At 55.7% G+C, this 24,569-nt stretch carries 19 protein-coding genes; 6 read left to right on the top strand and 13 right to left on the bottom strand.

Annotated features, from left to right (window positions below):
- Positions 1-89: 89 nt before the first annotated feature.
- The 4 genes from IGS16_RS18130 to IGS16_RS18115 form a co-directional block, all read right to left on the bottom strand.
- Positions 90-464 (bottom strand): type II toxin-antitoxin system HicB family antitoxin, encoded by a 375-nt coding sequence (locus IGS16_RS18130; protein WP_297087833.1) that lies wholly within the window; start codon positions 462-464, stop codon positions 90-92.
- Between the two features lie 619 nt (positions 465-1,083).
- The gene (locus tag IGS16_RS18125) at positions 1,084-3,708 is read right to left on the bottom strand and encodes a hypothetical protein (protein ID WP_297087831.1); all 2,625 of its coding nucleotides are present in this window, start codon (positions 3,706-3,708) and stop codon (positions 1,084-1,086) included.
- A gap of 551 nt (positions 3,709-4,259) precedes the next feature.
- Positions 4,260-5,030, bottom strand: coding sequence for a type II toxin-antitoxin system HicB family antitoxin (locus IGS16_RS18120; RefSeq protein WP_297087830.1), 771 nt, complete (start codon positions 5,028-5,030; stop codon positions 4,260-4,262).
- Between the two features lie 4 nt (positions 5,031-5,034).
- Complete coding sequence (locus IGS16_RS18115; RefSeq protein WP_297087828.1) at positions 5,035-5,325, bottom strand: hypothetical protein; 291 nt, start codon at positions 5,323-5,325, stop codon at positions 5,035-5,037.
- Positions 5,326-6,085: 760 nt separating this feature from the next.
- Here IGS16_RS18115 and IGS16_RS18110 point away from each other — a divergent pair.
- The 3 genes from IGS16_RS18110 to IGS16_RS18100 all read left to right on the top strand — a co-directional run bounded on the left by IGS16_RS18110 (position 6,086) and on the right by IGS16_RS18100 (position 9,953).
- Positions 6,086-6,643 (top strand): hypothetical protein, encoded by a 558-nt coding sequence (locus IGS16_RS18110; protein WP_297087826.1) that lies wholly within the window; start codon positions 6,086-6,088, stop codon positions 6,641-6,643.
- An 89-nt stretch (positions 6,644-6,732) separates the two neighbouring features.
- Entirely contained in the window at positions 6,733-7,350 is a 618-nt protein-coding gene (locus tag IGS16_RS18105; RefSeq protein WP_297087824.1) for a pseudouridine synthase, read from the top strand.
- Between the two features lie 194 nt (positions 7,351-7,544).
- Positions 7,545-9,953, top strand: coding sequence for a serine/threonine phosphatase (locus IGS16_RS18100; RefSeq protein ID WP_297087822.1), 2,409 nt, complete (start codon positions 7,545-7,547; stop codon positions 9,951-9,953).
- A 22-nt stretch (positions 9,954-9,975) separates the two neighbouring features.
- Here IGS16_RS18100 and IGS16_RS18095 read toward each other — a convergent pair whose 3' ends face one another.
- From IGS16_RS18095 to IGS16_RS18065, 7 genes are all read right to left on the bottom strand, one after another.
- Positions 9,976-10,206 carry a DUF4327 family protein gene (locus IGS16_RS18095; protein WP_297087820.1) on the bottom strand — a complete coding sequence of 77 codons (231 nt, stop codon included), beginning with the start codon at positions 10,204-10,206 and terminating at the stop codon, positions 9,976-9,978.
- Between the two features lie 478 nt (positions 10,207-10,684).
- A complete protein-coding gene (locus tag IGS16_RS18090; protein WP_297087818.1) occupies positions 10,685-11,299 on the bottom strand; it encodes a chromophore lyase CpcT/CpeT in 615 nt (204 codons plus the stop codon).
- Positions 11,300-11,348: 49 nt separating this feature from the next.
- Positions 11,349-12,245, bottom strand: a complete 897-nt coding sequence (locus tag IGS16_RS18085) for a BMC domain-containing protein (RefSeq protein WP_297087817.1) — start codon at positions 12,243-12,245, stop codon at positions 11,349-11,351.
- 162 nt (positions 12,246-12,407) lie between these two features.
- Positions 12,408-13,037, bottom strand: coding sequence for a hypothetical protein (locus IGS16_RS18080; protein ID WP_297087815.1), 630 nt, complete (start codon positions 13,035-13,037; stop codon positions 12,408-12,410).
- Between the two features lie 167 nt (positions 13,038-13,204).
- Positions 13,205-14,902, bottom strand: coding sequence for a ribulose bisphosphate carboxylase small subunit (locus IGS16_RS18075; RefSeq protein ID WP_297087814.1), 1,698 nt, complete (start codon positions 14,900-14,902; stop codon positions 13,205-13,207).
- Positions 14,903-15,200: 298 nt separating this feature from the next.
- Positions 15,201-15,503: a EutN/CcmL family microcompartment protein gene (locus IGS16_RS18070; protein WP_068507758.1), complete on the bottom strand. Its 303-nt coding sequence runs from the start codon at positions 15,501-15,503 to the stop codon at positions 15,201-15,203.
- An 11-nt stretch (positions 15,504-15,514) separates the two neighbouring features.
- Positions 15,515-15,856, bottom strand: coding sequence for a carbon dioxide-concentrating mechanism protein CcmK (locus IGS16_RS18065; RefSeq protein WP_068507759.1), 342 nt, complete (start codon positions 15,854-15,856; stop codon positions 15,515-15,517).
- Positions 15,857-17,603: 1,747 nt separating this feature from the next.
- Between IGS16_RS18065 and IGS16_RS18060 the strand changes: the two genes are divergently transcribed.
- The 3 genes from IGS16_RS18060 (at position 17,604) to IGS16_RS18050 (ending at position 22,332) form a co-directional block, all read left to right on the top strand.
- Positions 17,604-19,439 carry an NAD(P)H-quinone oxidoreductase subunit F gene (locus IGS16_RS18060; protein WP_297087812.1) on the top strand — a complete coding sequence of 612 codons (1,836 nt, stop codon included), beginning with the start codon at positions 17,604-17,606 and terminating at the stop codon, positions 19,437-19,439.
- A 138-nt stretch (positions 19,440-19,577) separates the two neighbouring features.
- Entirely contained in the window at positions 19,578-21,089 is a 1,512-nt protein-coding gene (locus tag IGS16_RS18055) for an NADH-quinone oxidoreductase subunit M (RefSeq protein ID WP_297087810.1), read from the top strand.
- A gap of 115 nt (positions 21,090-21,204) precedes the next feature.
- Positions 21,205-22,332, top strand: coding sequence for a CO2 hydration protein (locus tag IGS16_RS18050; protein ID WP_297087808.1), 1,128 nt, complete (start codon positions 21,205-21,207; stop codon positions 22,330-22,332).
- A gap of 161 nt (positions 22,333-22,493) precedes the next feature.
- On the opposite strand, the gene groL is transcribed toward IGS16_RS18050, so the two are convergent.
- Both groL and groES read right to left on the bottom strand, forming a co-directional pair.
- The gene (gene groL / locus IGS16_RS18045; protein WP_297087806.1) at positions 22,494-24,131 is read right to left on the bottom strand and encodes a chaperonin GroEL; all 1,638 of its coding nucleotides are present in this window, start codon (positions 24,129-24,131) and stop codon (positions 22,494-22,496) included.
- 119 nt (positions 24,132-24,250) lie between these two features.
- Positions 24,251-24,562 carry a co-chaperone GroES gene (gene groES, locus IGS16_RS18040; protein WP_297087804.1) on the bottom strand — a complete coding sequence of 104 codons (312 nt, stop codon included), beginning with the start codon at positions 24,560-24,562 and terminating at the stop codon, positions 24,251-24,253.
- Between the last annotated feature and the right edge of the window lie 7 nt (positions 24,563-24,569).

Genomic DNA, 24,569 nt, shown 5'->3' with positions numbered 1-24,569 from the left:
AGCAACTCCACTATAAAACGCAGCGTTACTGTAAAACGTGGCGTTACTTAGAATTCCCTAAATTCTGATGCAACCTTTAGATGCGCCCACTAGGCAAAGGGTTCCAAGCTGCGACGAGCAGCTTCAGAGAGGACATCCTGCGCCCAGGAATCAATGCTTTTGCCTGCGTGGTCGGCGGCACGGCACAAATCGGGCGTGGCTTTTAAGGCGATAGTTTTGGAATCAGGCTGAAGACCGGGGCGATCGGGTTCTTGCTGAGTGTCCTGGCAGAATTTCAGATACACGTCGATACAGCGGTGAAACTTGCGCTCTAGCTCAGCCGCAGTCTCGGCTTCAAAGGTCACGACATCCTGAATGTCGCGGACGCGACCATGCAGCACGCCGGCCTGAATATCCACCTCGATCTCCGCTGTATAGCCTTTGTATTCCAACCTGTTGTGTTCCAACATTTTGTATTCCAGCATAGCGATCTCTACCCCAACCCATAACCAGCGCGATCTGTGCAACCGATGCTAAACCGAGACTTCAACCTTAGTTGAGAAGCGACAACTCTGGCACTCCTCATAGGAGGGAGACTTGAACCTGTCTTGAGAGGGTTCCTAAACCAGGGCGATCGCCACAATGCAGAAGCGTAGCATCGAGTAGACAGCAGCCCTGCAAGCAAACTTAACAGAAGAACTTTTGGAAACGAATCTATCCCAGACCTGATGAACTTTTGAAAAAGCCTATCAGGTTCTGCAATAAGATACCAAAAAGTTCGATTGCAAGATGTGCTAGCACTTGCTTCTAATCTGTTTCACCCGCAAGATACCTACACCCGGACGTAGTCCAGACCCAGATACAGCGTTTTCTCGTGTGGTGAAGTACGCGCCGCTCTCAAGAGACACACAACAAGAGACACACAAGAGACACAGGTTTGATAACCCTTTTGACGACCATCTGCATCCCTCACGAGCCTCAAAAACGCCGGATCAAAATCCTTCGCTGTTGCACCCTGTCAGCGCTTGCGGAATCGGAAATTCCTAGCTTTGGGCGATTTCGATCTTAGCGTGGCCAGTTGGCAGTTGTGAGCAGGGCGATGGGTTAGCTTGCCGCTGCGTGGCTGGTTGGATCAAACAGGTTGTTGAAGTCTAGACTGTTGGGCTGCACATTCTGCAAGATTGCGAGCGTCCTGTCTCCATAGCGGATCAGGGTATTGCTGCCGCTGGCGCTAAAGGTTAGCTGATCGGGGGATAGGCTGCCCGTTAGTCGCAGCTTGTCTAGCCCCACTTCAAAGTCGGCGATCGCATCCACGCCCGGCCGTGCGCCCAGCACGAAGGTATCGCGCCCAGCACCGCCCACCAGCGTATCGTTGCCGATGCCGCCATCTAGCAAGTCATTGCCATCGCCACCGCGCAACAGGTCATCGCCACTCAGCCCCAGCAGCACGTCGTTGCCGCCCATGCCGTTAATCGTGTCGTTGGAATTATCGCGGCCTGTAACGCGGTTGTCATAGTCATTGAGGAAGGTGACAACGTTACTCCGGAAGACCGTCAGGTCTTCGCGCCAGTGGATGACATCAAAGTCATCGGCGATCGCCGTTTGCCCATCAAACAGTAGGTTGCCGTCCGCCACTAGGTTGTCGAGATCCTTCAGCGCAAAGTTCTTCAGGCGAATCGTGAAATCAGACACGCCATCAAAGGTAATCAGCAAGTCAGCCCCGACTTGGGTCAGCAGCATGTTTTTTGCAGTGAACGGCGCACCCACTAGCTGAATCGTATCCAGCTCATTCGGATTCGCTGCTGCAACGCTGCCTGTGCCCACGCCGCTAAAGTTCGCAATCACCACTTCGCGGCCCATCGAGACTGAGAGGGTTTCCTTTCCAGAACGCACTAGGGCTTCAGAGTGACCCAGTTGCAGCACAAAAGTCTTGCTGCCGCCTGCGCCATCCAGCGTCGCAGCAGGGGGTGTCGGCGACACAGGCACATTGTCCGGCGGGTTGGGTAACTCCCCGCCACCTGACTGGTCGTTCTCTCCGCTACCGGGCAAACCCGATCCATCTGGCGGAGTCGGCTGGCTTGGTGGGGCCCCGTCTGCGCCGCCAGAATTGGGTGGGGGCGGCCCGATTGGCGGCTCTGGCAGATTGGGAGGCTCGATGGGCGGGCTAGGAAGCTCATCGTCGCCATTTCCCGACCCTGGCAGCTCAGGCAGTCCGTCGTTGTCGCCACTGTTTCCGCTATTGCCACCATTGCTGCCACCCGGCGCATTGTTACCTGGCGCATGGCCACCCGGCGTATGATCACCGGGCGCATCTGGTGTACTATCACCTGGCACCTCACCACCGGGCGTATCGCCTGGATTCCCCAAATTGGGTGGCGGTTGGGTTGGCCCTGGTGGAGGGGCAGGGGGTTCCGGGATGTTTGGGGAATCTGTTCCGGGCGGGTTATCGATGGGCGGCTGAGGACTGTGTGGAGTCCTGGGTGATTTTGGCTGGCCGCCACCCCCACCGCCCGCATTGTCAGGACTTCCCGGATCGTCGCCCTCCAAATCGCCGACAACGGGATCGCCTGCCCCATCCGCTCCGGGTTCGGAAAGGTCTAAGGTTGGATACTCAAAGGCGGGTGGAGGGGTTGGGCGCGTCGGCTCCCCGCCATTCGTGGAGTCTAGATCGGATGCGGGCGGATCTTCGACTCCGTCGTCGGGCCAAGTTTCGCCGTCAAGAATCGGAAACTGCGATCGCTTCCCGCCAGCTTTTAGCAGACTGGGATGACTGTCTTCGTCTAATTCCTTAAGAACTGCTGGTTGCGCTGGGGAAACCTCTTGAGAAGGCGGTACATCGGGGGCGATCGCCCCTTCCACAACAGAGTCGCCAGAGTCACCCGTCCGCCCCAGCACATGCAAGGCTACGAGATCGTTAAACCTTCCACCTGCTCCGGGCGCTCCTTCTGCTGTGCCCACCCGATCCGAGCTTGCCCAGCGGCGGAGCCAGTCGAGGCTCTCGGCCAGTTCCACGGGCTTTGCAGGATTCCAGCGATGCACCTCGGTAGACAGCAAGTGATACAACAGCAGTGCTACAAGGGCTTCCGTCCGCTCTGGTTTTTCTGAGTGAAATCGCAAAAATTGGGAAGACAGCCCTGCAACGCTCAGCCCAACCCAAGGCAAGACCGATTTTTTAGTAGCGGCATCCGTTTCTAGCGTTGGGCTGCCCTCTTCAGCAACGGGTGTTTCGTTGGGTGCATCGACAGGGTGGGGAATTTGCTGCAACCACTTGAGGAAGTCGCTGGCCGTGTGGATCTGAATGCTGCCATCAAAATTGGGGTAGATTCCAGGGACAATGACGACGATTCCTAGCTGCTCACGCTGGGCGATCGCCAACTCATGCGACTTGGAATCGTGATCCTCTCCCCATTCATGTCCCTCTGGCAGCGGCACAAGGCAGAGGTTGATTTGGTCGATCAGGTCTTCAACTCGCTGGGCCAGTTCAGGATGTTGATTCTCTGTGCGAATCACGTCCAAAACTCGATCCAGCCCTGGTTTTAGAACCACCACAGGAACGCGAGTCCGGATTAGTTCTTGAACAATGCTGTGGGCCTGCTTTTGCAGCTCGACGATAAAAGAGTCAATCTCTGCGCCTGGATATAGGAACGAAAAAAACTCGCTAGCCAAAATCGCAGCAGGCAAGCTAGTCGAGGAAACCAGCGAAACGTGAGGGGGGCGGGCAGGACTCACGAGAAATTTCCTGAGGGGAGCTAAAACCAGTAGTAGTCTATAGGTTCATCTATTTGGGGGATGCGGCCACCTATGCCAGTAGCTTAACCGGACTAGTTCCACTCTAAAAAGTGGCATAGCTTGGAGGTTCAAACCCTGAAAAAGCTCCACCTAGCGGGGTTGAAAGCGCTCCCTCTCAGAACTGTCTCTTCCGACTATTGTGACTATTGTGACTATTGATAAAAGCCTGACACCAGTTGCCAGGTGTGGGCACAACGTTCAAAAAATTACTTGATCAGCCTAAAAAGATTGAAGCACCCCAAACGGCTTCTTGCATAGATGGGCAATAGATGAGTAAACAGTTAAAGCGTTGCCAGATGAATCCAGCCAAGGCCAACCAGCTCAACTGGCGCAGAGCAGTAACGGCGATCGCCCCAAACTCAGCCGGGTTCGAGAATCCTTGCCTTGGGTCAGCAAGTGGGGTTCAAGCGTCAGAAGTTGAAGCGTCAACAGAGAAACACGAAAAAGGGATTGCCCAGGGTATCAAGCAGTTCCAATGCCGATACAACGGCTCAGGTGTTAATTACGGGTGTATTTTCGGGATGCAGCGAAAAATTAACATTCGCCGGTGCAGCGGGGTCTAGACTAATTGTCCTCAACATCTGCTCTGAAATCGCCCTCAGCACAAAGGGCGGCACCTCAGCGACATCATCCGACTTGGTCAGGCTCAAGAGCTTCGACATGCCCTCTTGAACTTGAGCGCGATCAATGGCAATGCCTCGCAATATCAGATCCAAAGATTTCATAATCTCTAGGCTGGCGTGGGGGTCTTTGCGGCTGGCGTAGGGGTTGAAGGCGCTAACCAACTGAGGGGCGATCGCCCCATCCTGGCGCAGAACCTCAGTCAACAAAACCGCAGAGGATGATGCGACTGCCTGTTCCAGCGGCACAGCCACAAGCTGATTGGTATTTCCGGCATTGCCTCGCTCGTAGCGATAGCCCTTTAGCTCGGCATCAGCCGCTTCACTCAACACCTGATCCATCCACGCATTGATGCTCATATCAGCGCGAGCCGCGGCCAGGGAAATCTTCTTGTGAGTCGTCGACGAGGTGCGAAACGCAATGTTTCCTTTGAACGGTTTTTCGGGTTCCTGACCCGTTCGCTCCATTAAACTCAAATATTGATCAACCGCGTCGTGAAAATTCCGCTTAACGTCCTTTAGCTCCTTTGCCTGAAAAACGATAGCATCTCGCAAATCTAAAACTGTGCCATGAAGGACTTCAGCTTCAGGGTCGTAATCTACTTTTGCGGTGTAGCCTCGGTAACTCAGCAAAGTACTCATAACACTACTCGTTCGTGCGGGGAGGTTGTATGCCTGACGCAATCAGGAATCGACGGACTTCGACCACCATTAAGGGCGCAAGACACGGCTGATGGTCTAGCCGATGGAAGATTGCGTTTGCGCGGCGCGTTTCGCACCAGACTTGAATCCACTGACCATCATTGCCGCCGTTCTGGAATAGCTTCGCGCCGCATACGCGAAGTAAATCCAAAACCTTTTCCCAAGAAATATCAGACCGAGGGGGATTCTCAAAAATTGCCTGATACGTCTGCTGATGGTCGTCACTGGCCGTCATGAAGATGCACTATGGAACCGCAAACCCAGTCCCGTTGCCGGAGTGAAATCTCTAGCGAATGGGCTTCAGAATTTTCCATATCCTACCCCGGATATCCAGATTGGAGCTTAGGAAAAATTAGCCCCACTCTAGACCCAGAATAGCGGAAATCATCGACCCGACAAGATCTGCATTAGACACTCAGCCAGCCAAGTTGCTTCCCCGAGAAAAGCAAAAGGTAGACGGCTGAACCTATAAGCAGCTTTCTGAGAGAGCGGTTTCTAGAGCCTGTTTTACGCTATCAAGATAAGCTATCAATGTCAAGGCGATCGCCCGTCTTTTGCTGGATCTTAAGCAGAGTGGGCGATCGCCCGGTTTTATGCCTAGTTTTCATGAAGATTTCTAACTAGATTCGCAAAAAACTTTGCCCAGAATTTTTCTTGCAGATTCCTTGATACTGGATTACGATATCAAGTAGACGATATCAAAAAGCGATATCTAAACTTAGATGCCGGAATAGGCCGCTTCCAACGGCTGCCACGATGTAGAACATCCGTCTACACCGCACAGTGTGCTGCGCCCGTTCTGCATTCCAGACTTTCATCGATTCTCGATCTTGGCTTTGCAATTTTGGATTTGCGATTTGGATCACCAGCCAAAGTGTCTGCGGGGCTTTCAGCCATTTCATTCGTAGATCTGCTTTGGAGAGTGGATATCATTCGCAATCCAGCTAGCCCAGCGAATAACCCAGCGAACTCTACACAACGCCATAACCTGCCCAATGCTGAATTACGAAAACCACATGGAAGTGCGGCTGGTCAAAGACAAAGAGCCACCACCCCCCTCCAATGACGCTGGAAAGACTGTGGTGACCATTACCACAATTTCGATTGCCGCAAGTTTGGCGCTGAAAGTGATGCTGCCAGACATCAACATCAACCCGGCGATCGCCCTTGCCGATCCCATGCCACCCGCAGAAGAATTTCCCGCTGACTGGCCCAACCATCCGCCGCCTTCTGTGGGTGGCCCCTCCACCTCCACGCTGGCGCCAGACCCAAGCTATGGGTACGGACGTGGCTTTTCTCAAATCGTTGAATGTGGCACGGTCTATCCGGCAGCGGCAAACTTTCGAGCCTATCCGGGGCTGGCAAACCACGGCATTCGGGGTGTCGTGCCCCACGGGGAATGGGTGCTGCTGACGGGATTGGTGAGCTATGCCGACGGTATTCTCTGGCATCAAGTGGTGAATCAGTCTCGCCTCTGGCCATCCTTCGCGCCAGGAGCCTTCAACCAGCTTGATAGAAATCAGTTGGGCTGGGTAGCGGGCTGCTTTATCTAACCAGTTGATCGAGCCACATTCCAGGAGCCGAAGTTCGCTAGGATCGGCTTGTCTCGTTCCCGCCTGATTGCACCCCCTGGATCGACCGTGTGCCTCATCGCTATCTATTGTTTTATAAGCCGTACGATGTGCTGACCCAGTTTGGGCAGCCTAGCGAACTGCCCGACCCCGCACCAGCCTATCGCACGCTCAAAGACTACATCCCGGTTCCGGGGGTGTATCCGGTGGGTCGGCTAGATCGAGACAGCGAAGGACTGCTGTTGCTCACCAGCGATGGGCGCTTGCAGCATGTTTTAACAGACCCCAAGTTTCAGCATCCCCGAACCTATTGGGTACAAGTCGAGCGATCGCCCGATGAAGTGGCCCTGCAAAAGCTGCGTCAGGGGGTGGTGATTCAAAACTACCGGACGCGCCCCGCTAAAGCTCGGATCTTGCCCCAGGAGCCAGCGTTGCCGCCGCGCAATCCGCCGATTCGCTTCCGCAAAACCGTGCCGACGGCGTGGCTAGAGCTAACGCTGACGGAGGGACGCAATCGCCAGGTGCGTCGGATGACGGCGGCAGTGGGGTTTCCGACGCTGCGACTGGTGCGAGTGGCGATCGCCCATCTGCGGTTGGACGGGTTGCAGCCGGGCCAGTGGCGCGATCTCACGCCTGATGAATTGGCTGAATTGGCAAGATTGTCTCCAAGATCGCGCCCACGCCCGTAGAGTTGGGGGTGCGGGTCGAGAATGGATCGTGTAACCTTTTAGTCAAGCGGCTGATTCGTTAGGTCACGAAAGCCGAGTCAGGTCGCCGAAGCCAGCTTCAACGGCAGCAGAGTGATTCATTAGAGCGATTCGGTAGAGTTACCAGAGAGTTACCAGTCCGGCTTGCCGCCTACGGGAGTGAAGGAAGTTCCCCCATGCTTGTTTGTCCTCAGTGCGAATTCGAGAATCCCGATAGTAACAAGTTTTGTCAGCAGTGTGGGGCTTCCCTCCAGGAAATCGCCTGCCCTGCCTGCGGGTCGTCGGTGCCCTTTGATGTAGAGCTTTGCCCGACCTGCGGCGCAACGGCGGGAACGTCCTGGCGAGCCATTATTGCCGCCGTTGATGCAGCCGTTGGCTGGCCGCTCGTGTTGCCAGCTCTGCCGTACCTGGATCTGCAACATCGCTATCGGCTGCTGGAGCCACTGCCTGCGACCTCCCTTTCTACAGTGGGTACAGAGGTGCGCGTGCTAGACTGCCAGCCGTTTCGCCTGTCGCCGCTGGAGATCTTATACAGTCAAGACCCAGATGCACCCGATGCTGGGCTGGCGCGGAGTGATGAAGCGATCGCCCAGAGCGGCAAAAACGCCATTCCGGCGATCGCCCAGACCTACCTAGACTTGCAGCAGCAGCTTTATCCGTCCTTACCCCATATTCACGATGCCTGGGAGAAGGATGGGCAAATTGTGGTGCTGCTGGAAGACCGGAGCAGGCTGCCTTCCTTGGCAGAACTGGGTGCGTCGGAGGTGCTGCCTCCGTTCCAGATTCTCCACCTGCTCCACCAGATGACGGAACTGTGGAACGCACTGCAACCCGTGGGCTATTCCCAAAGCTTGCTAGAACTCAACAACCTGAAGGTCGATGAAGACCAGTTGCTCTATCTTCAGCGGCTTTATCAGGATAAACCCGACGCGCCCCCCCAACTCCGCGACCTGGGTCGCGTTTGGACACTGCTGTTGCAGCAACAACCCAGCCACGAAAATCTGAATCCCCTGGTGCAGGTCTGTCAGGATTTGGAACTGGGCACAATCGCCACAGTAGATGTATTGCAGCACTGCCTCAGCATGATTGCAGATCTGTTGCAGGGAGGGGAAGAATTGCCTGATGCAGGGGCGATCGCCCTCGATGCGACTATAGAGGCGATCGCCCTCGATAAGCCTGAAGCGGCTGACGAAACGGCCCCTGATTTGCAAGCAGACGATATACAGGCAGAAGATACGATCGTGCTTCCCCCTGCGCTTTCCGCGAAGGACACCGCGCCGGCCGACGCTGCATCTGCCAATCATCCCAATCGCCCCCTCGATCCAACAGCGGTATTGCTCGGTGGGGTTACCGCCAGCCTCCTCGACACAGCCCCTCCGAAGTCAGCCACAGACGAACCCATTACCAGTGAGCTAGTCCCGTCCGAACTGATTACGGGCGAACCAGTTACAGACGAACCCATCACAGCAGAACTCGTCGCGTCGGAACCCGCCGCAGAACCTGCCGCAATGGAAGCGGAACCCATCACCGCAGAATCTGCTGCTGCCAACCCTGCGCCGGACCCAGCTACTAACCCAGAAGCCTTGCCGATGTCTGATTCGGCTGAATCGGAAACAACGGAGATTCTTTTTCCCACGGTGTCGCGGATGGCGGATATTAGCGTGTCGGCCAGCCCCACCCGCCTGGAGTTGGGCAGTCCCGACGAAGACAGCGAGACCGAAGGCGACGACCTGCCAACGGTGGTGCTGCCGATGAAGCTGATTGGGCTGGAAGATGCAGGACGGAGCGACATTGGCCGCCAGCGAGAACACAACGAAGACTATTACGCCATCCAGGTAGAGGTGAAAAAGCTGGAAAGCCAGAACGGGCGATCGCTCAAGGCGAAAGGGCTATACATTCTCTGCGATGGCATGGGTGGCCACGCCAGCGGCGAGGTGGCCAGCGCCCTGGCGGCCAGTACGCTTCAGCAGTATTTTCAAGATCACTGGAAAGATGGACTGCCCAATGAGGCAACCATTCGAGATGGCATTTTGCTGGCAAACAAGGCGATTTACACCCTGAACCAGGAAAACGCCAGTTCGGGCAGCGGTCGCATGGGCACAACTTTGGTACTGGCGCTCATCCAGGACACCGAAGCGGCGATCGCCCATGTGGGAGACAGCCGCCTCTATCGCTACAGTCGCCGTCGCGGTCTGGAGCAACTGACGGTGGATCATGAGGTGGGGCAGCGAGAGATTCAGCGGGGCGTGGAGCCTACGATCGCCTATGGTCGCCCCGATGCCTACCAGCTAACCCAAGCCCTCGGCCCGCGAGACGAGCACTTCGTCAATCCCGACGTGCAGTTTGTCGAGCTAACCGAAGATTTGCTGCTGCTGCTGTGTTCCGACGGGTTGACAGACAATGACTTGCTGGAAACCCATGTTGAGAGCCACCTCGACCCAATGCTCGACGGGCAGGTGAGCCTAGACAACGGGGTGAATATGCTCATCGACTTGGCAAATCAGCACAACGGCCACGACAACATTACGGCGATCGCCATCCACGCCCGCGTGCGTCCAAACCTAGACATGATGAAGCGTGGATAGGCGATCGCAATCTAGCTGCAATTCAATCTTCGTCCCAGGATTCCACAGCAAGCAAGTCGGCTACGGGATCTCGCATGGAAAAGTCGAAGTCCTCCAGTTCGCGCTTCCAGTAGGCCCACTCGTTACCATAGAGCAGCGCAATCTTCCAGAGGCGATCGCTTGGCTTCAGCACATCTGAGTCCACGAGCGATTTCACCTGCCGCTGAAATTTCACCATCGGATGCAAATCCGGGCTAACAACACGGTTCACCATAATTAACTTGTTAAATTTCCTCTAGGGTAAAAGTTATCCTGACCTCGCAGAGCGCTCCCTCAGCAGCGTGGAGTCTAGTGGCGCAGGGTTTAATAGCACAGAGCCACAGCCGCACTCAGCGGTTCAATTCAATCAGCCGATACTCAATCAGCCGCACTTGGGTAACAGATTCAACTCAAACTCAGCCAGAAACTTATCTGTCGAAACACATCCTAGCTCATCCCTTCACTCTTGCATCCCAAAATCCCGGATGCAGGCGGCAATATTCATTTCTTCTATGGGTCTGCACAGAATCAATTAGGAACCCTTGTTTGCAAACGCTTCACAATCCTCTGATTGGGTGAAGTCACTCCTCGGCGGCAAAAGCCGAAAGCCCTTCGCGATCGCATTGGGAAGTTTGGCGATGTTTCTTTGTCAGGTCTTTGTCAGGGTTCTGGGGGCATCTTTTGTAAGCGGTCTTGACGCTACAGGCGGCGTTTCAGATGGGATAGTCCACCTGTTTGATGAATTCGTAGGGGCCCATCAGCGCTCCCCAAAGCGCCTGGCCGGTGTCTGGGTCAACGCCTTTGTCGTAGCTGCGAAAGCGGCCTGGGCTGACTTCAAACCCCAGCACGACCTGGCGCGTCTCGCCGTTGTATTGAAAACAGCAGCGATCGCCCTCCTTGGGTTCTGCGGCTACTCCGTCCTTGTCAGTCCGCAACCGCAGCCGACAGCCCGGTAGGAGTTGCAAGTCGTCTAGTGTCAGATTGGAGAGCAAATCCGGTCGTGCGCCCGCGCCCCGAAACCGATCTGGCTGGCGAAATGCCCAATATTGCACGATGGGATTGCCGTCAGCCTCATCGCCCACATGATTGGTGTTCCCGTCGCTATTCTCCTGCAATACCAGCACCCGCTGTCGGTAGGGGTTTTGCAAATACAGCGCGTTGGCCTGTTCCGCAAACAGCGCAAGGCATCCATTTATCCGAATGGGCAGAGGGCGGTGCCACAGCCGCAGGTGAACAAACCAAGCCGGCTGATCGAGCGACTGGGCGCGATTGTCAAACTCGCCCGCAAGCCACTGGGCCAGGATGAGTAAATCCAGAACTGGAGGCATGTTGAAAAGTAGGCGCAGGTTTAGAACTGGGGAACGTCAGATTATTTTCTTATTCTTCGAGGTTTTCTGAGGGCTTAGGACGCTGAACAGCCAGTGGGTCTAGCTCGGGCAGGGGAATCGGTTCGACAAGAGGGGGAGCAGCCTGGGGCGATCGCGCTTCGGGTTCCAGCGGCTCCGCCGACTCGATGGTCTTTTGCGCGGTCTTTTGCACTTCGACTTCGGGCTGTTCTGGTGCAGCCAACTCCTTCTGCGGCGCTTTTAGATCCAGCGGCAGGGCAATCGGCTGCGGCTTCTCGATCCAGTAGCTGGCAAGCGGGAGGGTTTCTTCTAGGTCATCCAGCGGACGCGGAATCACCATCACGGCGTGCAGTTCGCCAATCCGCTCGGCTTCGTGCATCCCGGCTTCTACGGCCATGGCCACATCCGCCACGCGCCCGCGAATGATCGCAGTACACAGCCCGTCGCCAATCGTTTCGCACGCCGCAAGCTGCACCTCGGCTGCCTTGAGCATGGCATCGGCTGCACCCACCATCGCCGGATAGCCGCGTGTTTCCAGAAGCCCTACGGCCTGCTTGCTGAGGCGGCTATAGCCCCGGTCAGACAAAAACTTGGCTAGCCGACTGCCGATGGGTAGCACGGCTTCGAGGTTTGGCGAGGGGCGGGCAATGATGGTTTTAGAAATGAACTGGTCAAACCGTCGCGCCGTTTCTTCGCCCACATCTACGGCAATGCGGACATCGGAAATGCCGCCCCGCACGACGGCAGTGCAATAGCCGCTGCCTGTTTTTTCATAGCCAATTAGCGTTACGCCGGAGGACTTCAGCATCATGTCGGCTGTGCCCACAATGGCGGGAAAGCTGCGCGTGCAAACTAGCCCCAGAGCGCTGTCTCCAAAGTCTCGCCGGGGCGGGGTCGTTCCAACCTGAAGTTTGCCGGATGCGTCCATAGGGTTTGATGCTCAGATTGGCGATCGCCCTCTCAGCTTAACACTACGCCCTCGGCTTGGCGGTCTTTTGGCTTGCACCGCCCAACTGCGTTAGATACTGGCGCAAGTTCTGCATGATCTCTACACAGTTGAAATAATCTGCACAAGATTGAACTAAATGATTCAGCCAGCGCTAGGCGGCGAAGCGCTATCTGTCTCCGCCTGCCGATAGGGAAACATGGTTGCTAGAAGCTGCTGAAGTGCCTCCCGTCCGTAGACCGGGGGGGTGGACAGACTAATCGGCGCAGTGGTCGAGAGTCCGCCCACAGAGCGATGGTCACTCAGCACATCGGGCCCCGACCCAGCAGCAGACGTGGAGGCTGGAGCAGGCAGCGGCGTGGATGGAATCGCACCGCTGGAGTCTGGCATCGTAGAGGCGAGTGGGGTATCCAGGTCAACCCGACGGCTCGTGTCTCCCAGCAACGCCCTGGGGGGAACCATTTCGCCAGGGGCGATCGCCGGATTTAGAACCGTCGCCTCGGCCCCGATGCAAGCCGTCGCGCCGATGTGTCCCGCCCCAATGATTAGCACCCGCGAACCAATCGTCGCGCCTGCCTCGATCGTCAGCGGGCCGCCGTGGGCGTGCAAGATAGCCCCCGCCGCAACGCTAACCCCTGCCCGAATCGTAATCCGACTGCCAGGGTTAGCCTGGAGCAAAACCCCAGGGGCGATCGCCGCCCCTGGCTCAATCACCACATCGCCATTCGTCAACCCTAGGGTGGTCTCAACTGACGATAGCGGTGACCTCTGCATTGCTCTAAGGGGATGTAAACCAACCTGTCGTTAAACCCGACTCCACCCGATCAGTGAGCCGCGAGGTTGCTAAGTCAACGCTGCAACTGCTGAAACTGCTGATTGCAACTTGTAACCAGCCGTTGCAACCGATGACTGCAACCAATGACTGCACCTCCATGCAGCGCCTATGGACGCTGAATAATCGTCTCCGCAACTCGCCGCTTGGACTGAGTATCAACGCCATAAATCCGAACATACTGCCCCTGGTTGTCTCCCAAGCAGCGCTCCAAAGCCGCCAGCACATCCGACTCGCGGTTAGACTCGATCGGCGAACAGCTTTCCCAAGAGCTGGTTTGGAAGCGACGCTTGTCGGCGTGTTCTACCGCAACTTTGTAGCCTTGAGACAGCAGGTGCCGCACCTGATCCACGACCTCAGGGCTGAGGCGGTGGCTAGATGCAGTGGAGCTATGGCCAGCGTTGAAGCTGCTGGCAGCAGGCTTCTGATAGGAAGAGGCACTGCCGTAGCTTGGAGCAAGAGCGCTGCCGTTCTGCCCATTGCCAGGACGCTGCACGATCAGTTCTCCAACCCGCTGCTTTAGCTTGGGATCAATGCCAAACAGCCGGACATACTCACCCGAATGCTCTGCCAGACAGGCTTGCAGTGCCGAAATCGCTTCAGAGTCGCGGGTTGCCAGGATGGGAGCGCAGGTATGCCAGGAACTCGTCTGGAATCGGCGCTTATCGGCGTGTTCTGTGCCGATTTGCAGCCCGCGAGACAGTAGCCCGCGAACGTGTTCTACCACTTCGGCCGGTAGACCAGACGAACTGACGCTGCTCCCTCCATAGGATGCAGCGGGCTTGCTGTAGCTCTGGCTAGCGTAGCTCTGGCTAGAATAGCTAGCAGTGCTGGTCGATGTGCCATTTCCGTTAGTGCGATCGCCTGGCCGCTGCACGATCAGTTCCCCAACACGCCGCTTGGAATGGGTATCGATGCCAAACAGCCGAACATATTCGCCGCTATGTTCGGCTAGGCAGGCCTGGAGCGCAGCCAGTACATCTGACTCGCGGGAAGACTGGATGGGCGCACAGCTATGCCAGGAACTGGTTTGGAATCGGCGAGTATCCGCATGTTCGGTGCCAATTCGATAGCCCTGGGCTAGCAAATGGCGCACCTGTTCGACAACTTCTGGAGTTAATTGAGTATTCAGCATCTCAGGATTTTGGCTGGAACGATAGGACGACTCGGCAGCGCGATCGCTCGGCTGCTGAAGGCGGGCTGATTCGGAGCGGGCCGGAGAACCAGCGCCCCCACCACCAGACCGCATTGCGTCGTTGAAACCAACGACTTGGGAAGCAAACTCGATATCAACCGACTGAACCTCTGGCAAGCGGTCGGCCTGCTGCTGGGTGGTGATAATCGACCCAGAGGGAACATACCGACCTGGCGGAATTTCCACATCCTGGATGAGCGCGTGCATCATGACAATGCAGCCCTCGCCAATGCGGGCGTTGAACACCGTAGACCGAAAGCCAATAAAGCAGCGATCGCCCACATAGGCCGGCCCGTGAATCAGCGCCATGTGGGTAATAGAAACGTCTTGACCAATCCAGACTGAGTAGGGCTGCTGATCATCCCCCAGCACGCGCCCTTGCGGCAACCCGTGAACGATCGCCCCCTCCTGAACGCTGCTGCCTGAACCGACATAAAAGGGTGCGCCCTCCTCTGCTCGGATAGAAGCGCCCGGTGAGATTAGCACGTTTGCACCAATCTGCACATCTCCCATCACTGTCGAAAAGGAGTGAACGTATGCAGTCTCATGAATCTTGGGCTGCGTTACCCCTTTTGCCCAGGGTGTAGCAGCAACGGAGCTTTGAGCAACCATGACCACAGCTCTCCTGACCCAGCAACAAAACTCGAACCGTGACCGGCAAAATTAACAGGCCGAATCAACCCGCAAAACCGGCCGACACAGATCGAACAAGGTCAACCCAAACCTTTCACCACCCTCACAGCCCGATCGACCCCGATCAGCCGTAAACCGAGAGCCTGAAACACAATGGTCAGGCTCTCGGTTTCCCACAGCACTCAACGGGCGATCGCCCTCACCACTCTAGAATCGGAACGCTAGAACTCAGAACTCTAGAATCGGAACCACTGTTTGGAAAGCCCTCGCTAGACAATCATCGATCTTGATCCCGCTTGCGATAAAGCATAAGATTTTCCACGCTTACGGTATCAATAATGCCAATCACTAGGGCATCCAGGGGACGAGACTCTCCGCCAGGGGTCTGACGCGCAGCACTGCCTCGACTAACCAAGACCCATTCATCTAGCCCAGCCCCTACGCTGTCTGCTGCCACTTCATAGTCTGCCAGGAGGTTTCCCTCCACATCGACAAACTGCAACAGCAGAAACTTGACCCCCTGCAAGCTAGGCTCTTTTTGAGTGCTAACAACCGTACCGCAAACCTTGGCAATCTGCATCTAGTGGCTACTTACGGACGGTTGACGGGTCGAATCCCGCTGACGCTTTCCCGGAAGGCTTCAACGGCTTCGGTATAGCGAATCGGCAGCACGTACTCCAGGTTTTCATGAGGACGAGCAATAATGTGAGTGGAGAGCACTTGTCCGCCATTGACTCGCTTCACGTTTTCAATCCCAGCCGCCACGGAAGCTTGCACTTCGGACACGTCGCCCCGGACAATCACGGTCACCCGCCCACTGCCGATTTTCTCATAGCCAACCAGCGTCACCCGTGCTGCTTTCACCATCGCGTCCGCCGCTTCGACCACGGCAGGAAAGCCCAGAGTTTCTACCATTCCAACTGCAATTGCCATCGTTTTCTCCCTTCCAAAAAACGGTACTCGAACAAAACTAAAACCTGCGATCGCCATTCATCGCTACTCGCAGCTTGGGCCAGCAAACCAGTCCAAAACCTTATTCACCAGCCCAACACCGTCAATCTGTCTGCAACTGTTAATTATGACAAGTTATGTGCAACTAAGTAACAGCCGGCAGCGACTTAGATATAAGAACTCTGCTTCAACCTTCCATCAGTCTTGCAGAATGGACTTAAGCGACCCTAGGTGTGGGAAATGACGCAAGCGATAACGCTTTGTCTCAGCTATACAAGCTGCGGCTAGCCAACCCAGCAGCCATCCCCTTCAGCGCGCTTCAAACCGGAACAACCGTGCAACGTGGGCATAGAGCAAACACTCCAGAGCTTCCGATAGGAATCTCCGAATAGAGCTACCCACAGTCAACAACCTGTGCGGCTTCAAATCCTTAGACGAAGGACTGAAATGTAGCTTCAGCCAATACCACAAGGTGTCCAAAAAATCTCTAGATGAGCAAACAAACTCGGCATTTGCATCACAAGAAATAGATTGGAAAAGCACGACGGAATTCCCATTGTCAGAATACAAGGGGGTTGACCGCTTTGGCAATATAAACCAAAGTAATTGTTTTTATGGTCTATATAACTCAGCGTTATATCCGTTGGCAATCTGAATCTTTAACAGAACCAGTTCAAGACCAGAGCGCAGGGGCTTATAGTGTAATGCGTCGTGTGAGCAAAGCTGCACATAGAACTGCACACATAGAACCGCACATTCCGTGCATTGTGGCAATACCTACAAATATCTGACAAACTATCTGACAAATACTTGCAAACAATACCAAGGACAGGCATGTATACCAAAAATGCTGGTTCGGAAGCTGCCAGCCCCTTGAACCTTTAACTCCTTATTCCGTAATGGCCCTTGTATTTTATGAGGAAAGCAACAGCCAGTGTCTTATTCTTGGAAAACAGTTCGTAAACCTTGAGAGGATTTAATATTTCGTGTTTTTTGACTGAGAATCGACACAATAATTTACATTTCAACGTTGTCAATCCTGTGAAGCCAGAGGGTCAACCAGTTGTTTGCCTTTTATATATAAGCGTTTGCGGCAGTAATGCTATAGTCCTTTATTACAAAAAACCTTGTGTAGCGGCGATCGCACTCTTTGTCTAGAACGTGCGATCGCCTTTTTAGCAACCTAAGTTTGGCATCAAGTTGATCCCATATCGATCCCATATCGTGATACATCAGCAGCCAGTAAAATCCTCAGTCCGCTTGATCTGCTATTGGCAGCAATGCGAGAATCGCTCAAGTCGTGCCACAGGCTGCACGCAGTGGCTTAGATTCAAGGGCGGATCAGACTTAGGGGGGTAGGCCAAGCAGTTTAGTCCTACGAATGTAGACTCAGAAATGCGTATCTGTTTAAGCAACAGTTCAAACCATGTTCAGACGACATTTGTTCAGACGACATTCAGGTCAGATAGTTCAGTCAGGATGACATGAGTTCGGGTATGGCTGGTTAGCCTAGCTCATGAAGTGTTTGCGATACAGTAGCTCCAACTGTATCTAACTCCAGTAGAGTAGGCCTCCAGTAGAGCAAGCCTCCAGTAGATGGAAGTGGGTTCGAGCAGCCATAGAGAATCAGTGAATGATGAAGCGTGATGAAAGGCAGCCCGACAATCTTGGCACCTGTTTTAGCACCTGTTTTATTTAGCACCCGTTAAAGCGCGTAAGGGATGAATCGATGGTTCAGTTTTTAATTGAAACCAGTTGGTGGGTTCCAGGCTATGGATTGATTGGAGCGCTGTTGACGTTGCCCTGGTCTGTGGGGGCAGTGCGGCGAACGGGGCCCCGGCCAGCGGCCTATTTCAATATTTTGATGACGCTGCTGGCCCTGGTTCACTGTGCGCTGCTGCTGTGGGTGGTCTGGGATATGCCGCCCCAGTATGAGCCGCTATCCTGGCTGTCGGTGCTAGATCTGGACATTACCCTATCGCTAGAGCTATCCCGAATCAGCGTTGGCGCAGCACTGATTATTACGGTCTTGAGCCTGATTGCCCAGGTGTTTGCTCTGGGATACCTGGAGAAAGACTGGGCGCTGGCCCGGTTCTACGCGCTGATGGGCTTTTTTGAAGGAGCCATGAGCGGACTGGTGCTGAGCAACTCGCTGTTCCTCAGCTATGCCCTGCTGGAGATGCTGACGCTTTCGACCTATCTGCTGGTGGGATTTTGGTATGCTCAACCGCTAGTGGTCACGGCGGCTCGCGATGCTTTCTTGACCAAGCGCGTAGGCGATGTGCTGCTGCTAATGGGCGTGGTTGCGGTGGGTCTACTGGCAGGCGATTTAGACTTTCCCTATCTAGAAGCCTGGGCTGAAACGGCGAATTTGTCGCCGCTGGTGGCAAATCTGGTGGGACTGGCCCTGATTGCGGGCCCGGTCGGCAAGTGTGCCCAGTTTCCTTTGAACCTTTGGTTGGATGAGGCAATGGAAGGGCCAAACCCGGCCTCGATCCTGCGGAACTCGGTGGTGGTGGCCTGCGGAGCCTATGTGCTGATTCGGATGCAGCCGATCGTGGCGCTGTCGCCTGTGGCGCTGACGACTCTGATGGTGTTGGGGACGGTGACGGCGGTCGGGGCTTCGCTGGTGGCGATCGCCCAAATCGACATCAAACGCGCCCTTTCCCATACCACAAGCGCGTACCTGGGGCTGGTGTTTTTGGCCGTGGGGCTTCAGCAAGATGAAGTGGCGCTTCTCTTCTTGTTAACCCACGGAATTGCGAAAGCGCTGCTGTTTATGTGTACTGGCTCAGTAATTCTGACCACTAGCACTCAAGATTTGCGAGAAATGGGGGCGCTGGGATCGCGGATGCCTGCAACCGCTAGCGCTTTTATTATCGGGGCGCTGGGGTCTGTGGGGCTGGTGCCGCTGGGCTGCTTTTGGGCGATGTATCAGTGGGCGTTGCCGGTGTGGCGGTCTTCGCCAGGTTTGCTGGCGGTGCTGCTGATCGTCAACGGCCTAACGGCTTTTGGGCTAACGCGAGTGTTTGGTCTAGTTTTTTGTGGCGAGGTGAAGCCCAAAACGCGACGTGCTCCTGAAGCACCCTGGCCGATTGCAGTGCCGATGGTATCGGTGGCGATCGCCACGCTGCTGGTGCCCGTTATGCTCCACAACTGGGGGCTGCTGCCCGACTGGAGAGACCTGAATCTGGCGATCGCCGGGGCGCTATTTGCCTCCAGCATCACGGGTTGCGGGCTGGGTGTTTTCTTTTACATCGGATCTCGCCCCCTGCCGCAGCCGGGCGGACTGGGCTGGAAATCGCTCCAGGATTTCCTGGCCCACGATTTTCGGATTGAGCAGCTTTACAAGCTGACGGTGGTGTTTGCTGTGTCCCAAGGTTCGAGGCTTACGGCCTGGTTGGACCGATACGTGGTAGACGGCATGGTGAATCTCCTTGGCGTTGCCTCGCTGATTGGTGGCGAGAGCCTGAAATATACTGTTTCAGGACGCGCCAGACACTACCTGCTGACTGTGTTTATCGGGGTCATTTTGGGCATCGCCTGGCTAGGCTGGATGTTTTAAATTGCTGTTGCTCAATTCAAAACGCCCGTCACTAAAACGCCTGAAAGAAAAAACTATCACCCGAACGTTTTAGCCAAACTTTTCATTCAAACCCGCTACCCAAACTCTCGCCCAAGCATCCAACCCTGCCGATTCGCCATGCTGAGTGTTCTAATCTGGTTTCCGGTCATTGGTGCGCTGCTCATCAGCCTCTTGCCCCAGGCGCAAGCAGCGGCACGGGGTCGCCAAGTGGCGCTGGTGTTTGCAACGATGGTTCTGGCGTGGACTGGGGTGCTGGTCAGCCAGTTTGACACCAGTGCGGCTGGATTTCAGTTTCAGGAATCGCTGACGTGGATTCAGCAGCTTGGGCTGAGCTACAAGCTGGGGATGGATGGGCTGTCGCTGCCGCTGCTGGTGCTGAATAGCCTGCTGGTGTGGCTGGCAATCTACAGCACCGATGCGAATCTGAACCGTCCCCGGCTCTGGTACTGCCTGATGCTGCTGCTAGAAGCGGGCGTGGCGGGGGCGTTTCTGTCAGAAAACCTGCTGCTGTTCTTCCTGTTCTATGAGGTAGAACTGATTCCGCTTTACCTGATGGTGGCAATTTGGGGCGGCGCACGACGGGGCTACGCGGCCACCAAGTTTTTGATTTACACGGCCCTGTCTGGAATCCTGATTTTGGCTGCTTTCTTCGGGCTGGCGCTGCTCAGCGGGACGGGCAGCTTTGACTATGCGGTGCTGCAAAACCCGGCGCTACCGATTGCCACGCAGTTGGTGCTGCTGATTACGCTGCTGATTGGCTTTGGCATCAAGATTCCAATCGTGCCGCTGCATACCTGGCTGCCAGATACCCACGTCGAAGCGCCAACGCCAGCCTCGGTGCTGCTGGCGGGCGTGCTGCTGAAGCTGGGAACCTACGGAATTGTGCGGTTTGGGCTGGGGCTATTTCCTGAAACCTGGCAAATTGTCGCGCCGTGGCTGGCCTGGTTGGCGGTGGTGAATGTGCTGTATGGCTCCTTTGTGGCGATCGCCCAGACGGACATGAAGAAAATCGTCGCCTACAGCTCCGTCGGGCACATGGGCTATATCCTGCTGGCTGCCGCCGCTGCCACACCGCTGAGCATCGCTGGGGCGATCGCCCAAATGGTCAGCCACGGGCTAATTTCCGCGCTGCTGTTTTTTCTGGTGGGCGTGGTCTATGCCAAGACCGGCACGCGGGATGTCACGGTGCTGCGGGGCCTGCTGACTCCAGAGCGGGGGCTACCACTGGTGGGTTCCCTGATGATTGCTGGGGTGATGGCCAGCGCAGGCATTCCCGGTATGGTGGGCTTTATTGCTGAGTACATCATCTACCGCAGCAGCCTGCTGGTCTTCCCCATCCAGACTCTGCTGTGTATGCTCGGCGTTGGGCTGACAGCCGTGTACTTCTTGAATTTGATTAACCGCGTCTTCTTTGGACGGCTGCCGGATGCCCTGGCGAACCTGCCGGCCATCTACTGGAAAGACCGCATTCCTTCGATTGTGGTCGTCGTTTTGGTCATCTTCCTGGGGCTTCAGCCCAACTGGATGACCCGCTGGAGCGAACTCACCTCCCTGTCGCTGGGCACGCTAGACGACCGGGCGATCGCCGCTGCGCTGGCCCCCCGCCCCCTCCGCCGAAGCGTTGAGTAATTTTTGAGTCATTTGCTTGAACGTCCCTAAAGATTCAGGGATCACGCAGCTTACGCAACCATCCCACCACCCCACACCCAAGCCCCTTGCTCTATAAGATCCTGAAGCTCCTGCTATGCTAACCGCACCCTCTCCCACCGCCCATCCCCTTTCCTACATCGTGGACCGGATTGAGTCTGGCGGTGCGCTACTGCCCGACACCCCGGAAAACGTCGTGGAAGTGGTAGGCATTCTCAAGAGCTATGGCGTGGTGCTGGATGCATACTGGCGCAACCTGATTTACATTTCAGAGCATCAGTTTTTGGTGCTGTTTCCGTTTTTCAAATATTTCAACGGCAAAGTCACGCTAGCCAAGCTGCTGCGCCACTGGTGGCACGACCGGATTAACTACGAATTTGCCGAATATTGCATGAAAGGCATGTTCTGGCACGGCGGCGGCGGTCTGGATGCATTTCTTGACACGCCGGAGTTTGTGAATCTGGCGAAAACGGCGATTCGCGCCAAGGTCAAGTCCAATCCGCTGATGGCTGGACTCAATCAGCTTTTTCCTGACTTCTTGGTAGAACAGGTGCGGCTGCTTTGCTATTACAGCGGGCTAGGGCAGTTTTGGCGGGTCATGAGTCCGATATTCCTGACACTTTCAGATCGATACGACCGGGGAGAAATCAGGGCGATCGCCGATGTGGTAGCGCATGTCAAACAGGGCTTAGTCGATGCAGCCGCACTGCCAATCACCTATTCAGTCAACATAGACGGCAAATCCTATGACCTGCTGCCGGCCTCCGCTGGGTTAACCTTTTTGCCCGATACCGCGCTGCCCTATGTGGAAGCAGTATTTCTCCGGTCGTTTCCCTTCTTTGGCACAGTGTCTTATAACGCCCAGGCACACCAAATTTCAGACAAACAGGCAGACTTTAATTACGGAGCGCTGTTTGCCGATCCGCTGCCGATTGGCGGTGGAGGCATTCCGCCCACGCTGCTGATGCAGGATATGCGCCATTTTCTACCCGATTACTTGCGCGACATTTATCAGCAAGGGCTGCGCGGCGAAGATGATCTGCGGGTGAAAATCTGTCTTAGCTTCCAAAAATCGATGTTTTGCGTGACGACGGCGGCAATTTTGGGCACGCTGCCGCATCCGCTGGAAACGACCGATCTCGCCCAGCAACAGGCCAACCGGGCCTATCTCGAAGCCTGGGTGGAGCGCCTGTCGCCCTCGCGTTTGCCGTGTGTGCAGGAATAGGGCACGGCAGGAGAGCTAAAGGAGAACTAAAAGAGAACTAAAAAAAAGAGCGATCGCCCGCTTGGAACGATCGCTCTTGTTGCCGAATGTTCTTGACCTTCGACTCTGAGTCCGACTCCCAGGAGCCACACCAGCGGTGCGGCTCCTAGGACTGCTCCAACTTAGTAGTCGAAGTCGCCGCCCATGCCGCCGCCAGCGCCAGCGCCAGCCGCTTCTTTGGGTTCGGGCTTGTCAACAACGATGCACTCGGTCGTCAGCACCATGCCCGCGATCGATGCCGCATTTTGCAGGGCAGAACGAGTCACCTTTGCTGGGTCAACAATACCCGCGTCAAACATATCGACGAACTCATCGGTGGCAGCATTGTAGCCCACGTTGAAGTCCTTCTCCTTGACGCGCTCCGCGATTACCGCGCCGTTCTGACCTGCGTTTTCGGCAATCCGCTTCAGCGGCGCAGACAAGGCACGGGCGACAATCAGCGCACCCGTCAGTTCTTCCGCCGTCAGGTTGCTCTTGGCCCACTCTTCAAGCTGCGGAGCCAAGTGAGCCAGCGTGGTGCCACCACCAGGAACGATGCCTTCCTCTACCGCAGCCTTGGTCGCGTTGATGGCATCTTCCAGGCGCAGCTTGCGATCCTTCATTTCGGTTTCGGTCGCAGCACCGACCTTGACCACAGCCACACCGCCAGAGAGCTTGGCCAGACGCTCTTGCAGCTTCTCTTTGTCATAGGAAGAATCAGTTTCTTCAATCTGACGACGGATTTGCTCGCAGCGAGCCTTGACCTGAGCCTCGTTCCCTTCTGCAACAATTGTGGTGGTGTCCTTAGTGATCGTGACACGGCGAGCCTTACCCAAGCTTTCCAACTTCACGTTGTCGAGCTTAAGACCCGCATCTTCGGTGATCACCTGACCGCCCGTCAGCACGGCAATGTCTTCCAACATGGCCTTGCGGCGATCGCCAAAACCAGGAGCCTTGACCGCAGCCACATTCAGCACACCCCGCAGACGGTTCACCACCAGGGTTGCCAGGGCTTCTTTCTCGATGTCCTCAGCAATGATCAGCAGCGGACGACCAGCGCGGGCCACTTGCTCCAGCACAGGTACCAGGTCTTGCACCAGAGTGATCTTCTTGTCGGTCAGCAGAATGAACGGCTCATCCAGGATAGCCTCCATGCGCTCGGTGTCGGTGGCAAAGTAGGGTGAGATATAGCCCTTGTCGAAGCGCATCCCTTCGGTGACTTCCAGTTCGGTCGTCATGGACTTGCCTTCTTCCAGCGAGATCACGCCTTCGCGACCCACTTTGTCCATCGCTTCGGCAATCATCGCGCCGACTTCTTCATCATTGCCCGCAGAGATAGAGCCAACCTGGGCGATCGCCTTGGAATCTTCCACCGGACGAGCGTGTTCCGCGATCTTCTCCACAAGGAAGTGAGCCGCCTTGTCGATACCGCGCTTCAGCGAGATCGCATTGGCTCCTGCCGCCACGTTCCGCAGACCTTCCTTCACCATCGCATGGGCCAGCACGGTCGCCGTCGTCGTTCCGTCACCCGCAGCGTCGTTGGTCTTGGATGCAGCCTGACGGATGAGAGAAACACCCGTGTTCTCGATGTGGTCTTCTAGCTCAATCTCTTTGGCAATGGTCACACCGTCGTTGACGATTTGGGGTGCGCCAAACTTCTTCTCCAGCACCACGTTCCGACCTTTGGGGCCGAGGGTGACTGCCACGGCTTCTGCCAAAATATCGATGCCCTTTTCCAGAGCGCGACGTGCGTTTTCGTTGTAAATGATGCGCTTAGCCATAGTTTCGATTTTGGATTTGCGATTGAGAATTTACGGTTAGATGTTCGATTTCGGGCCGGGTATTGGAATGAGCGCGGCTTGCAAAGGCAGCCGTCTGTCCAAAACCCAAAATCCAAAACTTAGGAAACGATCGCCAGAATGTCTTTCTCGGTCAGTAGCACGTACTCTTCGCCGCCCAGCTTGATGTCGGTGCCGGCGTACTTGGAGTACAGCACTTTGTCACCCACCTTCACTTCCAGTTCTTGACGGGTGCCGTCGTCATTGCGCCGACCGGGGCCCACCTGCGCCACTTCGCCGACTTGAGGTTTTTCCTTAGCGGTGTCGGGCAGAAAAATGCCGCCTGCGGTCTTTTCTTCGGAAGCGCTGACCTTCACAAACACGCGATCGCCCAATGGCTTAACGGTGGAAACACTCAAGGACACAGCAGCCATACGTATA

The organism is Thermoleptolyngbya sp. C42_A2020_037 (assembly GCF_015272455.1).
Taxonomy (GTDB): domain Bacteria; phylum Cyanobacteriota; class Cyanobacteriia; order Elainellales; family Elainellaceae; genus Thermoleptolyngbya.
The sequence above is the reverse complement of the archived record's forward strand: the minus strand, read 5'-3'. Positions and strand labels throughout refer to the sequence as shown.

Coding starts and splice junctions, on each gene's coding strand:
- IGS16_RS18130 (WP_297087833.1), bottom strand. CDS start 464: ATGCTGGAATACAAAATGTTGGAACACAACAGGTTGGAATACAAAGGC.
- IGS16_RS18120 (WP_297087830.1), bottom strand. CDS start 5,030: ATGAGTACTTTGCTGAGTTACCGAGGCTACACCGCAAAAGTAGATTAC.
- IGS16_RS18115 (WP_297087828.1), bottom strand. CDS start 5,325: ATGACGGCCAGTGACGACCATCAGCAGACGTATCAGGCAATTTTTGAG.
- IGS16_RS18110 (WP_297087826.1), top strand. CDS start 6,086: ATGCTGAATTACGAAAACCACATGGAAGTGCGGCTGGTCAAAGACAAA.
- IGS16_RS18100 (WP_297087822.1), top strand. CDS start 7,545: ATGCTTGTTTGTCCTCAGTGCGAATTCGAGAATCCCGATAGTAACAAG.
- IGS16_RS18095 (WP_297087820.1), bottom strand. CDS start 10,206: ATGGTGAACCGTGTTGTTAGCCCGGATTTGCATCCGATGGTGAAATTT.
- IGS16_RS18090 (WP_297087818.1), bottom strand. CDS start 11,299: ATGCCTCCAGTTCTGGATTTACTCATCCTGGCCCAGTGGCTTGCGGGC.
- IGS16_RS18085 (WP_297087817.1), bottom strand. CDS start 12,245: ATGGACGCATCCGGCAAACTTCAGGTTGGAACGACCCCGCCCCGGCGA.
- IGS16_RS18080 (WP_297087815.1), bottom strand. CDS start 13,037: ATGCAGAGGTCACCGCTATCGTCAGTTGAGACCACCCTAGGGTTGACG.
- IGS16_RS18075 (WP_297087814.1), bottom strand. CDS start 14,902: ATGGTTGCTCAAAGCTCCGTTGCTGCTACACCCTGGGCAAAAGGGGTA.
- IGS16_RS18070 (WP_068507758.1), bottom strand. CDS start 15,503: ATGCAGATTGCCAAGGTTTGCGGTACGGTTGTTAGCACTCAAAAAGAG.
- IGS16_RS18065 (WP_068507759.1), bottom strand. CDS start 15,856: ATGGCAATTGCAGTTGGAATGGTAGAAACTCTGGGCTTTCCTGCCGTG.
- IGS16_RS18060 (WP_297087812.1), top strand. CDS start 17,604: ATGGTTCAGTTTTTAATTGAAACCAGTTGGTGGGTTCCAGGCTATGGA.
- IGS16_RS18055 (WP_297087810.1), top strand. CDS start 19,578: ATGCTGAGTGTTCTAATCTGGTTTCCGGTCATTGGTGCGCTGCTCATC.
- IGS16_RS18050 (WP_297087808.1), top strand. CDS start 21,205: ATGCTAACCGCACCCTCTCCCACCGCCCATCCCCTTTCCTACATCGTG.
- groL (WP_297087806.1), bottom strand. CDS start 24,131: ATGGCTAAGCGCATCATTTACAACGAAAACGCACGTCGCGCTCTGGAA.
- groES (WP_297087804.1), bottom strand. CDS start 24,562: ATGGCTGCTGTGTCCTTGAGTGTTTCCACCGTTAAGCCATTGGGCGAT.